Source organism: Mesorhizobium sp. WSM4823, assembly GCF_055811195.1.
Map to the genome: position 1 here is coordinate 550002 of NZ_JBVVQL010000004.1, position 18166 is coordinate 568167.

Genomic DNA, 18166 nt, shown 5'->3' on the forward strand with positions numbered 1-18166 from the left:
TTGCGTTGGTAGTCGGGCAAGCCGAATTTCTAGCATCCTTGCGTGAGCGATAAATTGTCTATGACAGTACAGCTCCTGGCCTATGCTCTACCGCGCCAGGTCCGCCACCACCGCATCAAGCACGATCATGCCGGCTGGCGTGGCACGCAGGCGAGCATTGCCGATCGGCGCCACCAGCCCTTCCCCCTGCAACATCGACAGCCTTGCGGTCGACAGGCCGCGGCCGGAAAACGCTTCGTAGCGCGAGAGATCGATGCCCTCGGCCAGCCTTAGCCCCATCAGCAGGAACTCGTCGGCCTCTTCCGAGCGCGTCAGGATCTCGCCGCCGGTGACGCCATGGCCCTTGGCCTCGACCAGATTGGCCCAGGTCTCCGGCATCTTTTCGGCTATCGTCACCACGCGGCGGCCGTTTTCGACGAAGCGGCCGTGCGCGCCGGGACCGACGCCGACATATTCGCCATAGCGCCAATAGGTGAGATTGTGCCGGCTTTCGGCACCTGATCTGGCGTGGTTGGAAATCTCGTAGGCAGGCAGCCCATGCGCGGCAGTGATCTCCTGCGTCAGCGCATAGAGGTCGGCGGCAAGGTCGTTGTCAGGAATGGCGAATTTCCTGGCCGCATGCAGCGCGTGGAACGGCGTGCCTTCCTCGATGGTCAGCTGATAGAGCGACAGATGGTCGGCGGCGTGGCCGATCGCCTGCTCGAGCTCAGCCTGCCACGCTTCCGGTGTCTGGCCGGGCCGCGCGTAGATCAGGTCGAAGGACAGCCGCGGAAAGATGTCACGCGCCAGGCCGATCGCATGCAGCGCTTCGTCGACATTGTGCAGCCGGCCGAGGAAGCGCAAATCCTTGTCGTTCAGCGCCTGCACGCCGAGCGACACCCGGTTGACGCCCGCCGCCCGGTAACCGCGGAAGCGCTCGGCCTCGACCGAGGAGGGGTTGGCCTCCAGCGTCACCTCGATGCCGGCAGGCACCGTCCAGTTCTTCGCCACCGCGTCCAGCACGGCCGCCACGGTTTCCGGCTTCATCAGCGATGGCGTGCCGCCGCCGAGAAAAATGCTGGTCACCTCGCGTGGTCCGGTGCGGTCGCGCATGGTCGCAAGCTCGGTCTCGAATGCGTGCGCAAAACGCTCCTGGTCGATCGGCTGGTGGCGGACATGGCTGTTGAAGTCGCAATAGGGGCACTTGGCTGCGCAGAACGGCCAGTGGATGTAGACGCCGAAGCCCGGGCTGCGGTCGAGCAGCATGGTCATTTCACGCCCGATCGTGCCAAATCCAGCCTGGCTTGCGCGAATTTCTGGAAAGCGCGGGCGCGGTGCGACAACGCCGTCGGCTGGCCGGGCTTCCAGCCATGTTTTTCCTCTGCGGTCATCTCGCCGAAGGTCTTTTCGAAACCGTCCGGCACGAACACCGGGTCGTAGCCGAAGCCGAGTTCGCCGCGGGGCGGCCACACCAGCGTGCCCTCGACCTCGCCGCGGAAATATTCGGCCGCGCCGTCGGGAAAGGCCAGGCAGATGACGGCGACGAAGCGACCCTTGCGCTGCGCAGGCGCGACCGCGCCGACGTCCTGCAACGCCACTTCCGCCCGCTGCATCGCCATGCCGAAGTCGCGGGACCCGTCCGGCGCCTCGGCCCAGTTGGCGGTGTAGACGCCGGGCGCTCCGCCCAGTGCATCGACACACAGGCCGGAATCGTCCGACAATGCCGGCAGACCTGTCGCTTTGGCGGCGGCAAATGCCTTGATATAGGCGTTCTCCTCGAAGGTAGTGCCGGTCTCGTCCGGCTCCGGCAGGCCGTACTCCTTGGCCGACTTCGCATCTATGCCGAATGGCGCCATCAGATCGGCGAATTCGCGCAGCTTGCCGGCATTGTGGCTGGCAACGACGATCTCATGTCCATCAAACGATTGCATCAAATGCCCCAGATTCTTGGTTCGGCGAATTCGATTGAATTGCCGGAGGGGTCGCGAATATAGATCGAGCGGCCGCCCTGCGGCCATTCGAACTCGCTTTCGATAGCGATTTTCTTCTGCTCGAGATGCGCCTTCCAGCGGAGAATCTCGTCCGCGCTTGCCGCAAAGCACAGATGGCCGTCGCCGACAGCGCCGTGCGGCGGCACTTTCAGCCTGGCATCGGGCGCCGGCGGCACCTTGGTCGCCTCGGCGTTGAAGATGAGCAGCACGCCGTCCCCGCACCGGAAGAAAAGATGCCTGCCGTCGACCTTGCCGAGCAGATCGAGCCCGAGCACGCCGGAATAGAAGTTTTCCGCGGCATCGAGGTCGGTCACGTAGAGGGCTGATTCGAGGATGGCGGAAGGGGTCATGACGGAACCGACGCTAGGCTACAGCCATCTGCTGCAGGCTGACCAGTCGCGCAATGCCCTTCTTGGCCAGTTCCATCAGCGCCGTGAATTGCTCTTCCGAGAAAGGCTCGCCCTCGGCGGTGCCTTGGATCTCGACGATGCCGCCCTTGCCGGTCATGACGAAATTGGCGTCGGTGCCGGCCGAGGAATCCTCGAGGTAGTCGAGGTCGATGACTGGCTGGCCGTCATGGATGCCGCAGGAGATAGCCGCGACATGGTCCTTCAGCACCTTGGCGACGCTGGCCATCTGCCGGGCTTCCATCCAGCGCAGGCAGTCATAAAGCGCCACCCAGCCGCCGGTGATCGAGGCGGTGCGGGTGCCGCCATCGGCTTGGATCACGTCGCAGTCGACGGTGATCTGCTGTTCGCCGAGCGCCTGCAGATCGACCACGGCACGCAGGGAACGGCCGATCAGCCGCTGGATTTCCAGCGTGCGGCCGCCTTGCTTGCCGGACGAAGCTTCGCGGCGCATGCGTTCGCCGGTCGAGCGCGGCAGCATGCCATATTCCGCCGTCACCCAGCCCTTGCCGGAATTGCGCATCCAGCCCGGCACCTTTTCCTCAAGGCTGGCCGTACACAGCACATGCGTGTCGCCGAACTTCACCAGGCACGAACCTTCCGCGTGCTTGGAGACGCCGCGCTCGAAGGAGATGGCGCGCATTTCGTCGAATTGGCGTTTGGAAGGGCGCATTCAGGCTTTTTTCCTATCTTTTTCGGAATCGTGGCCGGCTTGTAGCCGCATGGTGCGCAAGGCGCAAAGGAAAATGGCCGGTTGCGCGGGCGCGGCCGAAGTCTATATCTTTGGGCCGGAGGATTTTGGCCCGAATGACCAAGGCAGTCGATCCCAGTTCGCAGTCGCCCCTGCTTCAATCGCCCGCACTCCAGTCGCTCGACATGCGTTCGCGCGACATCTTTCGGCGCATCGTCGATTCCTATCTGAAGGACGGAGAGCCGGTCGGCTCACGCAGCCTGTCGCGTATCCTGCCGTCGTCGCTGTCGCCGGCCACGATCCGCAACGTGATGAGCGATCTCGAGCATCTCGGCCTGATTTACGCGCCGCATATCTCGGCCGGCCGGCTGCCGACCCAGGCCGGCCTGCGCTTCTTCGTCGATGCGTTCATGGAGCTTGGCGATCTTTCCGACGAGGAACGCCGCACCATCGAGGCGCAGGTGCGCGCCTCCGGCTCGGGCGCGACGCTGGAGCACATGCTCACCGAAGCCAGCCAGATGCTGTCCGGCATGTCGCGCGGCGCCGGCCTGGTGCTTGCCGCCAAGAACGAGGTGGCGCTCAAGCACATCGAATTCATCCAGCTCGAGCCGACCAAGGCGCTGGCCGTGCTGGTGTCGCAGAACGGCGACGTCGAAAATCGCGTCGTCGACCTGCCCGCCGGCGTCACCGTCTCGCAATTGCATGAAGCCTCGAACTTCCTCAATGCCCACATCCGCGGCCGCACGCTGGCCGAGGCGCGGATCGAGATCGCCCGCCTCAAGGAAGAGACCAAGGCCGCCCTCGACACGCTGTCGCAGGATCTGGTCGAAAAGGGCCTCGCGGTCTGGGCGGGCACCGAGAGCGGCCTGCCGGCGCGTCTCATCGTGCGCGGCCGCGCCAATCTGCTGGAAAACGTCACCGCCCAGGCCGACATCGAGCTGTTGCGGCACTTGTTCGAAGATCTGGAGACACAGGACGGGTTGATCCAGCTTCTCGACCTTGCCGAAGAAGGGTCGGGCGTGCGCATCTTCATCGGCTCGGAGAACAAGCTGTTTTCGCTGTCGGGTTCGTCGCTGGTCGTTGCGCCCTATCGCGACAAGGACGCCCGCGTCATCGGGGCGCTCGGCGTTATCGGCCCGACCCGTCTGAACTACGCCCGCATCGTGCCGATGGTCGACTATACCGCGCAGCTTATTTCCCGCATGCTGCGATAATGCATATCGTCCCAAAAGTGCAGCGGTTTTGGGACGTGCATAAAACAAAACCCAGGCGCGTCGCAGCATGCGCTTAGGCCGGACCTCAAGGAGAAAAAATGGCGCTGGAATCATTCAAGGCCCAGATCAGCCTGTTGCTCGAGCAAATGATCAACCAGCCCGAGGATCAGCATGAAGTGCAGGAGCAACTGCGCGAAAAGCTGAGGGAAATGCGCGCCATGGGCCTGCCGCTGCCGGCCGATCTCGTCGCGTTGGAAAAACGCCTCGACGATGATTTCTACGCGGCCGGAAACTGAGCCCGAAAGCCAACGGCGATTTGCTTGTGCTGAACCACTCAACCCGGAACGACCGTCGAGCTAGCCGGTTTCTCAGGATCGGAGCCAAGTTTAGGAGGACAGGTTGATCCGATTTGGCGGTTTTGCGGCCATTGCAGCCGCCTTGTTTCTTGCGACAGCAGCGTTCGCCCAGCAAGCGGATCAACAGGTGCTGAAAGGCGAAGCCGCGTTCGGCGGCTGGAAAGGTGACAGGCCGGGCGTGCGACGCCTGATCCGGCCAGACGATCTGCCGGCGCCCAATGTCAGCCAATCCGTAAAGAACGGCGCCGGCCGGGCCGAAATACCCGAAGGTGCCAGGCCACTGCTGCCACCGGGCTTCTCGGCCGAGATGATCGCCTCCGGCATCTACAATCCGCGCGCCGTCCGTGTTGCGCCGAATGGCGATCTGTTCGTCGCCAACAGCAAAGCCGGCCAGATACGGGTTTACCGTCTCGCCGAGGACAGCGCAAAACCGGCCGAGAAATCGACCTACGCCACGAAACTCACTCGCCCCTACGGCATCGCCTTCTATCCGCCGGGTGACAAGCCGCAATGGGTCTACATCGCCAACAGCAACAGCATCGTTCGTTTCCCCTATCGGGACGGCGACCTGAAGGCCTCCGGCGAGCCGGAAACCATCGTCGCCAACATTCCCTCGAACGGTCACTTGACCCGCGACATCGCCTTCTCTGCGGACGGCAAGACGCTCTATCTGTCGGTCGGTTCCGGTTCGAATGCTGCCGAGAAGATCGGAGCTGAGCCGGATGGCGGTCTCGACGCGTGGATTGAGGCAAAGCCGCTCGGAGCGATCTGGGGCTCGGAGGAAGGCCGTGCCAATGTGCTGGCGTTCGACCCCGACGGCAAAAACAGGGGGATCGTCGCCACCGGCCTGCGTAACTGCTCCGGCATGACCGTACAGCCGGCGACGGGTGCGCTCTGGTGCGTCGTCAACGAGCGCGATGGGCTCGGCGACAACGTGCCGTTCGAATTTGCGACTGAAATAAAGGGCGGCGCCTTCTACGGCTGGCCCTGGTATTATATCGGCGACAATGAGGATCCGCGCCACAGAGGCAAACGCCCCGACCTTGCCGGCAAGGTCGCTATCCCCGACGTGCTGATGCAGGCGCATTCGGCGCCGCTCAACATCGCCTTTTACGACGGCAAGAACTTTCCGGTCGACTATCGGGGCGACGCATTCGTGACCCTGCATGGTTCGTGGAACCGCGGCACTAGGACAGGCTACAAGGTGGTGCGGCTCATGTTCAAGGACGGCAAGCCGACCGGCGAGTATGAGGATTTCATGACCGGCTTCGTCGTCTCCAATGACGCGGTTTGGGGCCGCCCGGTCGGCGTCGCAGTGGCCAAGGACGGCGCACTGATTGTCACCGAGGACGGCAGCGGTTCCATCTGGCGCGTCACTTACGGCAAAAGTCCGTCTTGATCGGCGAGGTCGCCCGGCACTCCGCTGGTGCAATCGAATCCGTCTCTCAGGGAATTCATGCCTGCCTGCCTTTGTGCGACAAGGCACGACTTGAAATCGATTCCGATTTTCGGGGTCATGCGCTAGGGCCGAAATCATGACTCTCACCGGATTCCTTGCCTATAGCGCGGCTCTCGGCATTGCCGCCGCCATTCCTGGCCCTGGACTCACCGCGCTTATTGCGCGTGCACTTGGTTCCGGCTTTCGCTCGGCGCTCGCCATGTCTTTCGGGCTGATGCTCGGCGATCTCACCTATCTGACCGCCGTGGTGCTCGGCCTCGCCATCATCGCGCAGACCTTCGGCGTGGCCTTCCTGGCCATCAAATGGCTGGGCGTAGCCTATCTCGCCTTCCTTGGCTGGCGCTTCTGGACGAGCGGCATCACGCCCGAAACGGTAGAGGCGAAGAAAGGCAGAGGCGGGTTGGTGTCGAGCTTTATCGCCGGCCTCGCCGTCACGCTTGGCAATCCGAAGACGATGATCTTCTATCTCGCCATCACGCCGACCATCGTCGATCTGAAGACCATCACGCTGGCCGATTACGCCATCCTCGTCGCACTGACGGTTGTCGTGCTGCTGGTGGTGCTGGTGCCTTATCTGGCGCTGGCAGCCAAGGCGCGTGGGCTCCTGAAGTCGCCGCGCGCGCTGAGGGCGCTCAACCGCACCGCCGCCGGCTTCATGGTCGGAGCGGCCGCTGCCATCGCCGCCCGGCAATAGCCCACTTTGGTCACGTCTGAAATGCTCTTCCGGGGCGAGGATGCTTTCGGCATGCGGCTTACTCGGATATTTTCAAACGGCAGACTATCTTGCGCGGCCGAAGGCTTTATCCTGCCTGGTCGAGACTTAATTGCCTCACTCTTGCCCGCCTAACTCTTGGGAGCGAAACCAATGAACAAGCCCGCCACCACCGCGCACGCGCCCGGCCGAGGCCGCATCTACAATTCGATCACCGAGACGATCGGCGACACGCCGCTGGTGCGGCTCGACAAATTCGCCAATGAAAAGGGCGTCGTCGCCAATCTGCTGGCCAAGCTCGAATTCTTCAACCCGATCGCCTCCGTCAAGGACCGCATCGGCGTCTCGATGATCGAGGCGCTTGAGGCATCGGGCAGGATTGCGCCCGGCAGGACCACGCTGATCGAGCCAACCTCGGGCAACACCGGCATCGCGCTCGCCTTTGCCGCTGCCGCCAAGGGCTACAAGCTGATCCTGACCATGCCGGAGACGATGTCGGTCGAACGCAGAAAGATGCTGGCGCTGCTCGGCGCCGAGCTGGTGCTGACCGAAGGGCCGAAAGGCATGAAGGGCGCTATCGCCAAGGCCGACGAGCTGGCCGCGACGCTGCCCGATGCCATCATTCCGCAGCAGTTCGAAAATCCGGCCAATCCGGAAATCCACCGCCGCACCACGGCCGAGGAAATCTGGAACGACACCCAAGGCGAGGTCGACATCTTCGTCGCCGGCATCGGCACCGGCGGTACCATCACCGGCGTTGGCCAGGTGCTGAAGCAGCGCAAGCCCTCCGTGCACGTCGTCGCCGTCGAGCCGGAAGCCTCGCCGGTGCTGTCGGGCGGCCAGCCCGGCCCGCACAAGATCCAGGGGATCGGCGCCGGCTTCGCGCCGAAGATCCTCGACACGACGATCTATGACGAGATCGTCAAGGTCTCCAACGAGGATTCGGTCGCCAATGCGCGGCTCGTCGCCCGCCTCGAAGGCGTCCCGGTCGGCATCTCCTCGGGTGCTGCCCTGCAGGCGGCGATCGTCGTCGGCTCGCGGCCGGAGAACAAGGGCAAGAACCTGGTGGTCGTTATTCCATCCTTCGCCGAACGCTATCTGTCGACGATCTTGTTCGAGGGGCTGGGGGCTTAGGTCCTCGACACTTCGTGTGTCGACAGCTTCCAACGATAACGCCCAGGGTTTACATCGCAGTTCGCTGGACCGCTGAAAAAATACCTGTGGCGGCTGCCGCGCGCTTGAGTAAAGCGGCGCTTCCGTTCAGATCGTCGCCGGCTTTGCACCGGCTGGCGGAGGAATTCATGTACAGACTCTATACCCGTGCCAACACCGGCGGCTTTGTCGTCGAGGCGGCGCTGATACTGGCGGGCGTGCCTTTCGACCAGATCGGCGTTCCGAAGTCGACCTCGCCCGACCAGGCCTTTCTCGACATCAGCCCGTTGAACCAGGTGCCGGTCCTGGTCTTGCCGGACGGAAGCTCGATGACCGAATCGGCGGCGATCTGCATCCTGCTTGCCGAGCGCCACCCGGAAGCGAACTTGGCGCCGGCAGCGAACTCGCCTGATCGCGCCGACTTCCTGCGCTGGATGACGTTCATGTCGTCGGTCATCTATCAAGCTGACCTGCGGTTCTTCTATGCTCATCGCTACACGGCCGATCCAGACGGGGTGGACGCCGTCAAGCAGGCGGCGATCTCGGAAATGGATCGCGGCTTGGCCATTCTCGATGCTGCCCTCGAACGCCGTGACTGGCTGGTCGGCGACCGGCTCTCGCTGGCCGACATCTATCTCATCATGCTGGTGGCCTGGCATCCCGAAATTGAAAAGGTCCCCAGCGCCTGGCCAAACATCGAACGCCTGTGGGCCGGGTTGCGGGAGCATCCGGTGATGAAGAAGCTGAACGCCTCCCACGCCATGTGGCCTGCCTGAACGGACCGCCACGTCTCAGGCTTTTTCCACGCGGCCGAGCCCAGCCCGTCGTTCCTGCAGGAACCGGCGCACGGCAGGATCGCGTTCGAGGCCGATCGCCTGGTCGTAGGCTTCGGTCGCTTCCCGGGTTTTGCCGAGCCTGCCCAGTAGGCCCGCACGGGCGGCCCAATAAGGCTGATAGTCATGCAGCCGTTTGTCGTCGCCAAGCCCATCAAGTGCGCTCAATCCCGCCGCGGCGCCGTCGGCCTCGGCAATGGCCACCGCGCGGTTGATCGAAACCACCGGCGAGCCTGCGATCGAATGCAATGCGTCGTAGAGTTCGCGGATCGCCATCCAGTCGGTGCGGCCGGTCAGCCGTCGCGCCGCATGGGCGGACTGCACCGCTGCTTCGAGCTGGTAGCGGCCGATCACCGCCTTGGTGGCGGCGTGGGAAAGCAGCGTCTCCGCCTCATTGATGAGGGTGCGATCCCACAGCTGGCAATCCTGCTCTGCAAGCGGCACGAAATCGCCTTTGGTACTGCGCCTGGCTCCCCGCCGCGCCTCGGCAAACAGCATCAGCGCCAGCAGGCCGAGCGCTTCCGGCTCGTCCGGTATCAGCGACGCTATCAGCCGGCCGAGCCAGATACCTTCGGTCGCGAGATTGCGGCGTCGGGTTTCGGTGCCGGCCGGGTCGGACCAGCCTTCGGCGAACGCGGCGTAGATCGCTTCCAGCACCGCGTCCAGCCGCTCGCCAAGCTCGGTTCTCTCAGGCACCCGGAACGGAATGCCGGTCTCGCGGATGCGGCTTTTGGCGCGCACCAAGCGCTGGCCCATCGTTGCCGGTGACACCAGGAAGGCCGAGGCGATCGTCGCCGCATCGAAGCCCAAAATGGTCTGCAGGATCAGCGGCGCGCGCACGCTCGCCTCGATCGCCGGATGGGCGCAGGCAAACATCAGCCTGAGCCGCTCGTCGGGCAGGTCGTCGTCGGTCATGCGTGCCTCCATCTCCTCGGCGATCAACCTGAGATGGTCGCGGCTGGCCTCCCCGGTCAGCCGTCGTCTGACCGCGTCGACCCGGCGCCGGCGTGCCACCCCCAGCAGCCAGGCTTCCGGCCGGTTCGGCACGCCGGTCTGCGGCCAGCGCTCCAAAGCCGCCGCGAAGGCATCGGCCAGCGCGTCCTCGGCGCTGGCGACGTCGCGCGTGCGGGCGGCCAGCCAGGCGACCAGCTTGCCGTAGCTTTGCCGGGCGGCCGCTTCCGCCGCCGCCCGCGCCATCTCCAGGCCATTTTCCATCACATGGTCTGTTCCCAGATCGGCCGTAGCTCGACCGTGCCGGCGCTGGCGGCGGGGCAGCGCGCCGCCCAGGCGATCGCGGCATCGGCGTCCTCAGCCTCGATCATGTAGAAGCCGGCGAGCTGCTCCTTGGTGTCGGCATACGGGCCGTCGAGCACGTTGGTCTTGCCGTTGGCCATGCGCACCGAAGTGGCGGCCTGGGTCGGCTTCAGCCGGTCGCCGGCGAGCCAGGCGCCGGACTTCTTCAACGCCTCGGTATAAGCGCCATAGGCCGCGCTGATCTCGTAGTTCTTGTCGGTCGGCGCTGCCGCCATCGCGGCTTCGTTGACGTAGATCAAAAGCATGTATCGCATGGTCTTCTCCATTTTCGAAGGCCGCATCGTTGCGAGCCGAACGTATGTCGCGCGGCCTCGCGCGATTTCGACAGGCTCTGCGAAAATCTTTCGGCTCCGATCGCATGCCGCGCAAGCGGCCATGCGTTGCGGCATCACTCAGCCGTTCGTCTAATCAGCACAATACCGGGTTGGCATTTCCCGCCCGCTGTCTAAACTCGCTTCGGCTCGTGCTGGAGAGGGCGGTACGGCAGATATTTCAGGGAGGAAATCACATGCTCAATTTCAGGACGAAGTTTGTTGCCGCCGGCGCGCTGGCGCTGTCGCTTGGCCTAGGCGCGATGTCGGCCAAGGCGCAGGAATTCATCAACGTGCTGACCGGTGGCACTTCGGGCGTCTATTATCCGCTCGGCGTCGCGCTGTCGGAAATCTATGGGAAGGGCATCGAAGGCGCCCGCACCCAGGTGCAGGCGACGAAAGCTTCAGTCGAGAACCTAAATTTGTTGCAGCAGGGCAAGGGCGAGATCGCCTTCGCGCTCGGCGATTCCGTCAAGCTGGCCGCCGAGGGCAACACCGAAGCCGGCTACCCCGGCAAGCTCGACAAGCTGCGCGGTATCGCCGCCATCTATCCCAACTACATCCAGATCGTTGCCAGCAAGGAGTCCGGCATTAAGACGCTCGCCGACCTCAAGGGCAAGAGCCTGTCGGTCGGCGCGCCGGCCTCCGGCACCGAGCTCAACGCCCGCGCCATCTTCGCCGCCGCCGGGCTGAAATATGAAGACCTCGGACGGGTGGAGTATCTGCCCTTCGCTGAATCGGTCGAGCTGATCAAGAACCGCCAGCTCGACGCGACGCTGCAATCGGCTGGCCTCGGCGTCGCCTCGATCCGCGACCTCGCGACCTCGGTGCCGATCAACGTCGTTGCCGTGCCGGCGTCGGACGTCGCCAAGATCGGTTCGCCCTATCTTTCGGTGACCATTCCCAAGGGCACCTACGAGGGCCAGGCCGAGGACGTCGCGACCGCCGCCGTCGGCAATTTCCTCATCACCAGCGCCGACGTCTCCGACGAGGCCGCCTATCAGATGACCAAACTGCTGTTCGAAAATCTCGACCAGCTCACTGCGGCTCACGCGGCAGCCAAGGCGATCGATCCGGCCAAGGCGCTCGACGGCATGCCGGTGCCGCTGCATCCAGGCGCCGAGCGGTATTACAAGGAGAAGGGGCTCATCAAGTAAGCCGTCCCCCTCCCCCTTGAGGGGAGGGTGGACAGCCGCCGAAGGCGGATGGACGGGTGGGGTCCTCGGCGACGCGCTCCAACTTTCTCAGTCAAGGTCGAGGCAGTTGAGGCGACCCCATCCGCCTCGCTTCGCTCGGCACCCTCCCCTCGAGGGGGAGGGGAGCGCCCCGCCAGGAGCCCCGTCAATGACCCATCCCGAAGCTTCCCCCACCGCCGAAACCCCGGTCGAAGGACTGCCGCCGGGCTTCGGCGAAGGGCTCGCTGGCAAGGCCGCCTTTCTCATCGCCATCGCCTTTTCCATCTTCCAGATCTACATCGCCGCCTATGGCAGCCTGCCGAGCCAGGTGGTGCGTGCCATGCATGTCGGTTTCTTGCTGCTGCTCGGCTTTGCCCTGATCGCCAATCTGCGCGCCACAAGCGTTCCGGCGAAAGCAGCGTTCTGGGCGCTCGGCGTGCTCGGCTTCGGCACCGGCCTCTACAATTGGGTGTTCTATGCCGACCTCATCCGGCGCTCCGGCTTCCTCACCACGCCGGACCTGATCGTCGGCACGGTGCTGGTCGTGCTGGTCTTCGAGGCGGCGCGGCGGCTGATGGGGCTGCCGCTTGCCCTGATCGCCTTGATCTTCCTCGCCTACGCATTTGCCGGCAATCATCTGCCGCCGCCCTTCATCCATCGCGGTTATGACTTCGCCCAGCTCGTCGACACCTTCGCCTTTGGCACCGAAGGCATATACGGCACACCGGTCTACGTCTCGGCCGCCTACATCTTCATCTTCGTCGTCTTCGCCGCCTTTCTCGAACGCGCCGGCATGATCGCGCTGTTCAACGATTTCGCTCTTGGCCTGGTCGGCTCGTGGCGCGGCGGCCCGGCCCAGGTCTGTGTTCTGTCCTCGGCGCTGATGGGCACCATTTCCGGCTCCGGCGTCGCCAATGTGGTCGCCAGCGGCCAGTTCACCATCCCGCTGATGAAGCGCTTCGGCTTCCGCCCGGCTTTCGCCGGCGCCGTCGAGGCGACCTCGTCGATGGGCGGCCAGATCATGCCGCCGGTGATGGGCGCGGTCGCCTTCATCATGGCCGAGACGCTGAACATCCCCTATGCCGAGGTGGTCAAGGCGGCGATCATCCCGGCGCTGCTCTATTTCGGCGCCTGTTTCTGGCAGGTGCATCTGGAAGCCGGCAAGGCCGACTTGCACGGCATGGCCAAGGCGGACCTACCCAATCCCTGGGACGCGGTGAGAAGACACTGGCCGCTGGTGCTGCCGCTCGCGGCACTCATCTATCTGCTGTTTGCCGGCTATACGCCGATCTTTGCCGGCACCATGGGCCTGGCGCTGACCATCGTGCTCATCCTCGGCACGCCGCTGGCGGCGCTGATCGGGCCGCTTGCCTTCCGCATCGTCTTCTGGCTGGCGCTGGGGCTCGCCGCCGCCTCTTTCATGAAGTTCGGCGTCAATATCCTCAGTCTTGTGATCGCGGCGCTCGTTGTCGCCTGCTTCACCTTCAAGGGCGGACGCGAGACGCTGCAGATATGCATAGACTCGCTTGCCGAGGGCGCAAAGAACGCGCTGCCGGTCGGCATCGCCTGTGCCATCGTCGGCATCGTCATCGGCACGCTGACGCTCACCGGTATCGCCTCCACCTTCATCGGCTGGATCATCTCCATAGGCGAGAACAACCTGTTCCTGTCGCTGCTGCTGACCATGCTGACCTGCCTGGTGCTCGGCATGGGCATCCCGACGATTCCCAACTACATCATCACCTCGTCGCTGGCCGGACCGGCCCTGTTGGCGCTCGACGTGCCGCTGGTGGTCAGCCACATGTTCGTTTTCTATTTCGGCATCATGGCCGATCTCACACCGCCGGTGGCCCTGGCCGCCTTCGCTGCCGCGCCCATGGCTAAGGAGAGCGGCCTCAAGATCGGCATCCAGGCGACCAAGCTTGCCATCGCCGGTTTCGTCGTGCCGTTCATGGCGGTCTACACCCCGGCATTGATGTTGCAGGACGCCGGTCCGATCGCCGCCCAGTTCGGCTATCCCGTCGAGGTCGCCTATATCGTCGCCAAGGCCTGCATGGGCATCGTCCTGTGGGGCGCGGCCGCTGTCGGGTTTCTCGCCCGGCGCATGGCCTGGTGGGAACGTCTCGTCGCCTTCGCGGCCGGCGCGCTACTGGTTGCCGCACTGCCGCTCACCGACGAAGCCGGTTGGGCGCTCGCTCTCATATGGATCGGCTGGCACTATTGGCGCGCGCGGCAGGCGTCGGCCATCGGGTCCGCATGAGCCTCTGTATTCTGGCCGCCGGCAAGGCGGTGACGCTCGCTGTGGCCGCTTTCACGCTGTCCTGGACGCATTCGGTGGAAAAGACGCATTGGCAGGAAGACTGGAGCGTGCTGCCTTCCGGCCTGCAAATAGCCGAGGCGCGGGTCAAGGGATCGGGCGCCGGCATGGAGCCGCCGGAAGGCTCGGTGCTGAGAAATGGTTGGTGGGCCTATGCACCCCGGACCGGCCCTCAGCCGCGCCTCGTGCTCGCCGCATCCGGCGCCACAGGCGAGGGCTGGACACTGTGCACGGTTGAAGACTGCCGCGAACTGGGCAAGGCGGCAGGCGGCACGATTGTGCTGGAACCGTGCGAGGGTTCGAGCCAGCCGCGATAGCGCATGATCGTTCCGATGAAGGGGTGCAAACCCGCTCGTGGGCAGGATGGGCATTCCTGGAGGGCTAGCCAATCAGCCGCTCTTTCAGTTCGGCGGAGGGGATCTCGCAGCTCTCTTTCCTGCCGAACAGCGCGTAGCGGTTCTTTGCGATGCGATCATAAAGCCAGTCGCGGATCGGTCGCGGCAGCAGGAGCAAAAAACTCGCCGCCCGCCACGGCCAGCCCAATTCGGCCATGACGGCAATGAAACTGTCCAGGCGGGTGAAGGCGGCGCCCTCGATGAGGGCCAGATTCGTCTCGTAGCTGTCCGTCCGCAGCCCGTATTTTCGAAACAGCGCTTCGCCAAGCGGCGACTGTGCCGTGGCGAAGCGGTAGCGGCGCTTGCGGTCGAGCCTCACAACCATGCGCACGAAGCCGGAGCACAGCACGCAAACGCCGTCGAACACGATCAACGGATGGCTTGCGTCGAAGGCTGGCTTTTCAGGAGGATGGTCTGGCTGGGTGATCACGCGAGTCCCGGCTGCTTGGTGTCAAAGGACACATAGGCTTGCCGTCAGCGAGGTCAAAGCCCCAGAATCTCAAAACCCAGAATCTCAGGACGTTGGCGTTGTCGCACGCCGCCTGTCGGCGAGCGCAGGGCGCTCCGCGCGATAGGTGGTCGCACGGTGATCGGCGGCCGGCCTGCAGATCCGGCTGTCATGACGGCTTTCCATGGTCGTCATCAGTGCGCACTGATGCCGAGCGTGTTCCCGCGGCGTGCGCAGGCGGGCCCTGGGCCGCGCATGTAATAGCGCTCCGGCCGGTAGGTCGGCGCGACGAATTCGCGGATGGCGGCAGCATAGCCGAAGAGGTGCGTCAAGAAGTTCATTTTACCTGTCCCTGTCCCGATTTCGGATGTCCCTTCCGAATTGCGGGGATCATAGCGTCGAGGCGTGAATAGTCGGTGAACACGATGTTAATATCTGGTCGAAAATGCCTTGGTTCATGGCCGGAATGCGGCTGATTCGGGGTCTTTCCATGCAGTTCGTCGGCATTTCGGTCGATGTGACTTTTGCATCACATATGTTTCGTTTGGATGTCGCTCCGACGCGGTTCTGTTTCAACCTTGGCCGGCGCCGCGAAATTTCCGTGCTTGCCAGGGAAAGTCAGGAACCCGTCCGATAGCCGCACGTTGACGCCAAGAGCCGCACCAACTCGGCTCCAGCAGACAGCGGCTTCCGTGCGGAACCGCCGCCGGAACCCCAACACAGCAAGAACAATGGAAAGGCAAAGCCATGGGTTTCTTTTCGAAAGACATCAAGACGCTGGACGATCTCTTCGTCCACACGCTGCGCGACATCTATTACGCCGAAAAGCAGATCGAGAAATCGCTGCCGAAGATGATCGACAAGGCGACCGATCCGCAATTGAAAGCCGGGCTGGAGAAGCACCTCGGTCAGACGAAAGGCCATATCGAGCGGGTCGAGAAGGTGTTCGAACTGCATGGCGTGAAGGCCAAGACGGTCAACTGTCCGGCCATCGACGGCATTCTCGAGGAAGCCGATGAAGTCAGCGGCGACATCGACGACAAGGACGTACTAGACGCCGCCCTGATCGCATCCGCGCAAGCGGTCGAGCACTATGAGATAACCCGTTACGGCACGTTGATCGCCTGGGCCAAGCAGCTTGGCCGCAGCGACTGCGCCAATGTCCTGGCCAACAACATCAAGGAAGAGCAGGCGACCGACCGCAAGCTTACCGAGATCGCGGAAGCCAAGGTCAACCTTCAGGCCGCCGAATAGTCCTCTCGATCGAGGCAACGTCGGACGATCCGGCGTGCCTCGCTTTCGCGGTGCCAGACCTTGTCGACGAAGTGGAGTTCCGTAGCTGGACGTCCAACCGTATAATACGCCACGCCTCGCTCCAGAATTGCGCGAGGAAAAACCGGCGGAGGAAGTCGTGCAGCAAAAGCCGAAGGCGCCCGCAGGCAAGGCCGACACCAAGGCAAAGCCTGCCGACACCAATGCAAAGTCTTCTGACGGCAAGGGCGAGAAATTCACCTCTGCCAAATCCACGGGGGCGGCAAAAACCGTCGTAAAGCTTTCTCATCCCGACAAGCTTCTGTGGCCGCAGGAGACGATCTCGAAGCAGGGCCTACTGGATCACTACGCTTTGGTCTGGCCGCGTATGCAACAATTCGTCGTCGATCGGCCGCTCAGCCTGGTGCGCGCGCCGGACGGCGTCGGCGGCCAACGCTTTTTCCAGAAACATGCCTCGGCCGGCATGCATGACAAGATCGCCAGAATGAAGGATCCGACCGACGGCGAGGAGATCTTGTTCATCCGCGATTTCGACGGTGTCGCTGCCTTGGTCCAGCTCGGCGTGGTCGAGATCCATATCTGGGGCTGCACCATCGACGAACTGGACAAGCCGGACCAGATCATCTTCGATCTCGACCCTGATGAAGGTGTCGACGTAAAAGCGGTGCGCGCGGCGGCGCTCGAAATTCGCGGCCGGCTCGATGAGCTGTCCTTGCCGAATTTCGTCAAGACATCGGGCGGCAAGGGTTATCATGTCGTCGTGCCGCTGAAACCATCGGCCGATTGGGATGAGGTGAAGGGCTTCGCCCATGATTTCGCCCTCGCCCTCGAGCAGGCGGCACCCGAGCGTTACACGGCGACGCTGTCGAAGAAGGCGCGCACCGGCAAGGTCTTCGTCGACTATCTGCGCAACGGTCGTGGCTCGACCACAGTGGCGCCCTATTCGTCGCGAGCCAAAAAGGGCGCTACCGTATCAATGCCGGCGACCTGGGCGGAGATCGAGGCCGGACTGGCGCCGAACGCTTTCCCGATCGGCGACAAGACGACGCTGAAGCAGCTGGCGAAAGCCGATCCCTGGGCGGATTTTTTCAGGCAGGGCAAGCCGCTCAAGCGCGACTGATCAGTTTTTCAACCGAGGAACACCTTCTCGAACGCCTGCTTGCCCGTCGGCGAAAACACCACCGCGCGGCTGTCTTTCTCGCGCCGCGCCCATTTTTCCAGCAGGATCTTGTCGAGAATGGCCGCACCCAGCGTGCCGGCAAGGTGTGAGCGCCGCACGCTCCAGTCGAGGCAGGCCCGGCACACCGGTCGCCGCGCCTTGCTCTCGACGCCGATGCCAATCGCGGCAAAAAACGAGGCGGCTGGCGGCCCAAGCCTGATCTCCTTGTCATCGCGCAGGAGCACTTGTCGAGCGACAAGACGATCCAGCATCGCCACCGCCTGCTCGCCGGCGAGGTGGTCGTAGCAGATCCGCGCCACGCGCATGGCCGCATCACGCGGACCCGGCCGCACCCGCTGCGGCCCGACCGCAGCGGCGACGCCGGTAATAGCCTCGATCATGCCTGCGACCTGCGGCCCGGCGAGGCCGTAATAGCGATGCCGCCCCTGGCTTGCCAGTGTCAGCAGACCGCCCTCCATCAGTTTCGACAGATGCGAGCTGGCGGTCGGCAGCGATACGCCGGCCTCGAGCGCCAGTTCGCTGGCCGTCAATGCCGTGCCGCCCATCAGCGCGGTCAGCATGTTTGCCCGCGCCGGATCGCCGACCAGGCTGGCGATCCGGGCTATATCTGGTCCTTCACGCATAGTTCGTTCCTCATCGAAGCGTTGTCGTCAGATAACCACTATCCTTCGCTGAGATCAAGGAGACGACGATGACTGCAAGAACCGTTCCCGACGCCGCATCCGCTGGCCGGTTTGGCCGCCGGCCGTTCCCGTTCGTGACCTTACGCCGGCTGCGCCTGCGGCTGTTGGCGCAGTGGTATGACCGCCATCTACAACGCCTCGACCTCGCCGAGATTGACGAGCACCTTTTGCGCGACCTTGGCCTGACGCCGGAAGACGTTCGCCGCGAATGCGCGAAATCCTTCTGGGAAGCATGACCAGCGGAGAACTTGCCTAGCACGTCGATCCGCCGAACGTT

Annotated in this window: 20 protein-coding genes and 1 pseudogene; 12 read left to right on the forward strand and 9 right to left on the reverse strand. The window is 63.8% G+C overall.

Annotation, left to right across the window (positions count from 1 at the left end):
* Positions 1-87 precede the first annotated feature (87 nt).
* From hemW to rph, 4 genes are read right to left on the reverse strand one after another with little or no spacing between them, the layout of a single operon-like run.
* On the reverse strand, positions 88-1251 hold the full coding sequence (gene hemW / locus AC0L26_RS14660) for a radical SAM family heme chaperone HemW (RefSeq protein WP_473633155.1): 1164 nt from the start codon (positions 1249-1251) through the stop codon (positions 88-90).
* On the reverse strand, positions 1248-1910 hold the full coding sequence (gene rdgB, locus AC0L26_RS14665) for an RdgB/HAM1 family non-canonical purine NTP pyrophosphatase (protein ID WP_473633156.1): 663 nt from the start codon (positions 1908-1910) through the stop codon (positions 1248-1250). The genes hemW and rdgB overlap by 4 nt, the downstream gene beginning before the upstream one ends.
* A complete protein-coding gene (locus AC0L26_RS14670) occupies positions 1910-2320 on the reverse strand; it encodes a VOC family protein (protein WP_473633157.1) in 411 nt (136 codons plus the stop codon). Before AC0L26_RS14670 ends, rdgB begins: the two co-directional genes overlap by 1 nt.
* Before the next feature lie 13 nt (positions 2321-2333).
* Complete coding sequence (gene rph / locus AC0L26_RS14675) at positions 2334-3050, reverse strand: ribonuclease PH (protein WP_352927500.1); 717 nt, start codon at positions 3048-3050, stop codon at positions 2334-2336.
* 134 nt (positions 3051-3184) lie between these two features.
* Here rph and hrcA point away from each other — a divergent pair, with 134 nt between their 5' ends.
* From hrcA to AC0L26_RS14705, 6 genes are all read left to right on the forward strand, one after another.
* Positions 3185-4282 (forward strand): heat-inducible transcriptional repressor HrcA, encoded by a 1098-nt coding sequence (gene hrcA / locus AC0L26_RS14680; protein ID WP_352927502.1) that lies wholly within the window; start codon positions 3185-3187, stop codon positions 4280-4282.
* Positions 4283-4380: 98 nt separating this feature from the next.
* Entirely contained in the window at positions 4381-4578 is a 198-nt protein-coding gene (locus AC0L26_RS14685) for a hypothetical protein (RefSeq protein WP_029347942.1), read from the forward strand.
* A 103-nt stretch (positions 4579-4681) separates the two neighbouring features.
* Positions 4682-6037 carry a PQQ-dependent sugar dehydrogenase gene (locus AC0L26_RS14690; RefSeq protein ID WP_473633158.1) on the forward strand — a complete coding sequence of 452 codons (1356 nt, stop codon included), beginning with the start codon at positions 4682-4684 and terminating at the stop codon, positions 6035-6037.
* A 136-nt stretch (positions 6038-6173) separates the two neighbouring features.
* A complete protein-coding gene (locus AC0L26_RS14695; protein WP_352927511.1) occupies positions 6174-6791 on the forward strand; it encodes a LysE family translocator in 618 nt (205 codons plus the stop codon).
* Between the two features lie 171 nt (positions 6792-6962).
* Complete coding sequence (gene cysK / locus AC0L26_RS14700; protein WP_473633159.1) at positions 6963-7943, forward strand: cysteine synthase A; 981 nt, start codon at positions 6963-6965, stop codon at positions 7941-7943.
* 167 nt (positions 7944-8110) lie between these two features.
* The gene (locus AC0L26_RS14705) at positions 8111-8737 is read left to right on the forward strand and encodes a glutathione S-transferase family protein (RefSeq protein WP_473633160.1); all 627 of its coding nucleotides are present in this window, start codon (positions 8111-8113) and stop codon (positions 8735-8737) included.
* Between the two features lie 15 nt (positions 8738-8752).
* Here the strand turns inward: AC0L26_RS14705 and AC0L26_RS14710 are convergent, their stop codons facing one another.
* The gene (locus tag AC0L26_RS14710) at positions 8753-10009 is read right to left on the reverse strand and encodes an RNA polymerase sigma factor (RefSeq protein ID WP_473633161.1); all 1257 of its coding nucleotides are present in this window, start codon (positions 10007-10009) and stop codon (positions 8753-8755) included.
* Complete coding sequence (locus AC0L26_RS14715; RefSeq protein ID WP_473633162.1) at positions 10009-10362, reverse strand: YciI family protein; 354 nt, start codon at positions 10360-10362, stop codon at positions 10009-10011. The genes AC0L26_RS14710 and AC0L26_RS14715 overlap by 1 nt, the downstream gene beginning before the upstream one ends.
* Before the next feature lie 254 nt (positions 10363-10616).
* Here AC0L26_RS14715 and AC0L26_RS14720 point away from each other — a divergent pair, with 254 nt between their 5' ends.
* The 3 genes from AC0L26_RS14720 to AC0L26_RS14730 all read left to right on the forward strand — a co-directional run bounded on the left by AC0L26_RS14720 (position 10617) and on the right by AC0L26_RS14730 (position 14228).
* Complete coding sequence (locus tag AC0L26_RS14720) at positions 10617-11576, forward strand: TAXI family TRAP transporter solute-binding subunit (RefSeq protein ID WP_473633163.1); 960 nt, start codon at positions 10617-10619, stop codon at positions 11574-11576.
* Positions 11577-11763: 187 nt separating this feature from the next.
* Positions 11764-13854, forward strand: a complete 2091-nt coding sequence (locus AC0L26_RS14725) for a TRAP transporter permease (RefSeq protein WP_473633164.1) — start codon at positions 11764-11766, stop codon at positions 13852-13854.
* On the forward strand, positions 13851-14228 hold the full coding sequence (locus AC0L26_RS14730; RefSeq protein WP_473633165.1) for a DUF1850 domain-containing protein: 378 nt from the start codon (positions 13851-13853) through the stop codon (positions 14226-14228). The genes AC0L26_RS14725 and AC0L26_RS14730 overlap by 4 nt, the downstream gene beginning before the upstream one ends.
* 64 nt (positions 14229-14292) lie before the next feature.
* On the opposite strand, the gene AC0L26_RS14735 is transcribed toward AC0L26_RS14730, so the two are convergent.
* Both AC0L26_RS14735 and AC0L26_RS14740 read right to left on the reverse strand, forming a co-directional pair.
* The gene (locus AC0L26_RS14735; RefSeq protein ID WP_473633166.1) at positions 14293-14736 is read right to left on the reverse strand and encodes a thiol-disulfide oxidoreductase DCC family protein; all 444 of its coding nucleotides are present in this window, start codon (positions 14734-14736) and stop codon (positions 14293-14295) included.
* 212 nt (positions 14737-14948) lie between these two features.
* On the reverse strand, positions 14949-15095 hold the full coding sequence (locus AC0L26_RS14740; RefSeq protein WP_473633167.1) for a hypothetical protein: 147 nt from the start codon (positions 15093-15095) through the stop codon (positions 14949-14951).
* 406 nt (positions 15096-15501) lie between these two features.
* Between AC0L26_RS14740 and AC0L26_RS14745 the strand changes: the two genes are divergently transcribed.
* Entirely contained in the window at positions 15502-16008 is a 507-nt protein-coding gene (locus AC0L26_RS14745; RefSeq protein ID WP_126036350.1) for a YciE/YciF ferroxidase family protein, read from the forward strand.
* Between the two features lie 53 nt (positions 16009-16061).
* Positions 16062-17146, forward strand: a pseudogene (ligD, locus tag AC0L26_RS14750) (DNA ligase D); the annotation flags it as partial.
* 8 nt (positions 17147-17154) lie between these two features.
* Here the strand turns inward: ligD and AC0L26_RS14755 are convergent.
* A complete protein-coding gene (locus AC0L26_RS14755; protein WP_473633168.1) occupies positions 17155-17829 on the reverse strand; it encodes an ArsR/SmtB family transcription factor in 675 nt (224 codons plus the stop codon).
* 68 nt (positions 17830-17897) lie between these two features.
* On the opposite strand from AC0L26_RS14755, the gene AC0L26_RS14760 reads away from it, so the two are divergent.
* Positions 17898-18125 carry a DUF1127 domain-containing protein gene (locus tag AC0L26_RS14760; RefSeq protein WP_473633169.1) on the forward strand — a complete coding sequence of 76 codons (228 nt, stop codon included), beginning with the start codon at positions 17898-17900 and terminating at the stop codon, positions 18123-18125.
* Positions 18126-18166 lie beyond the last annotated feature (41 nt).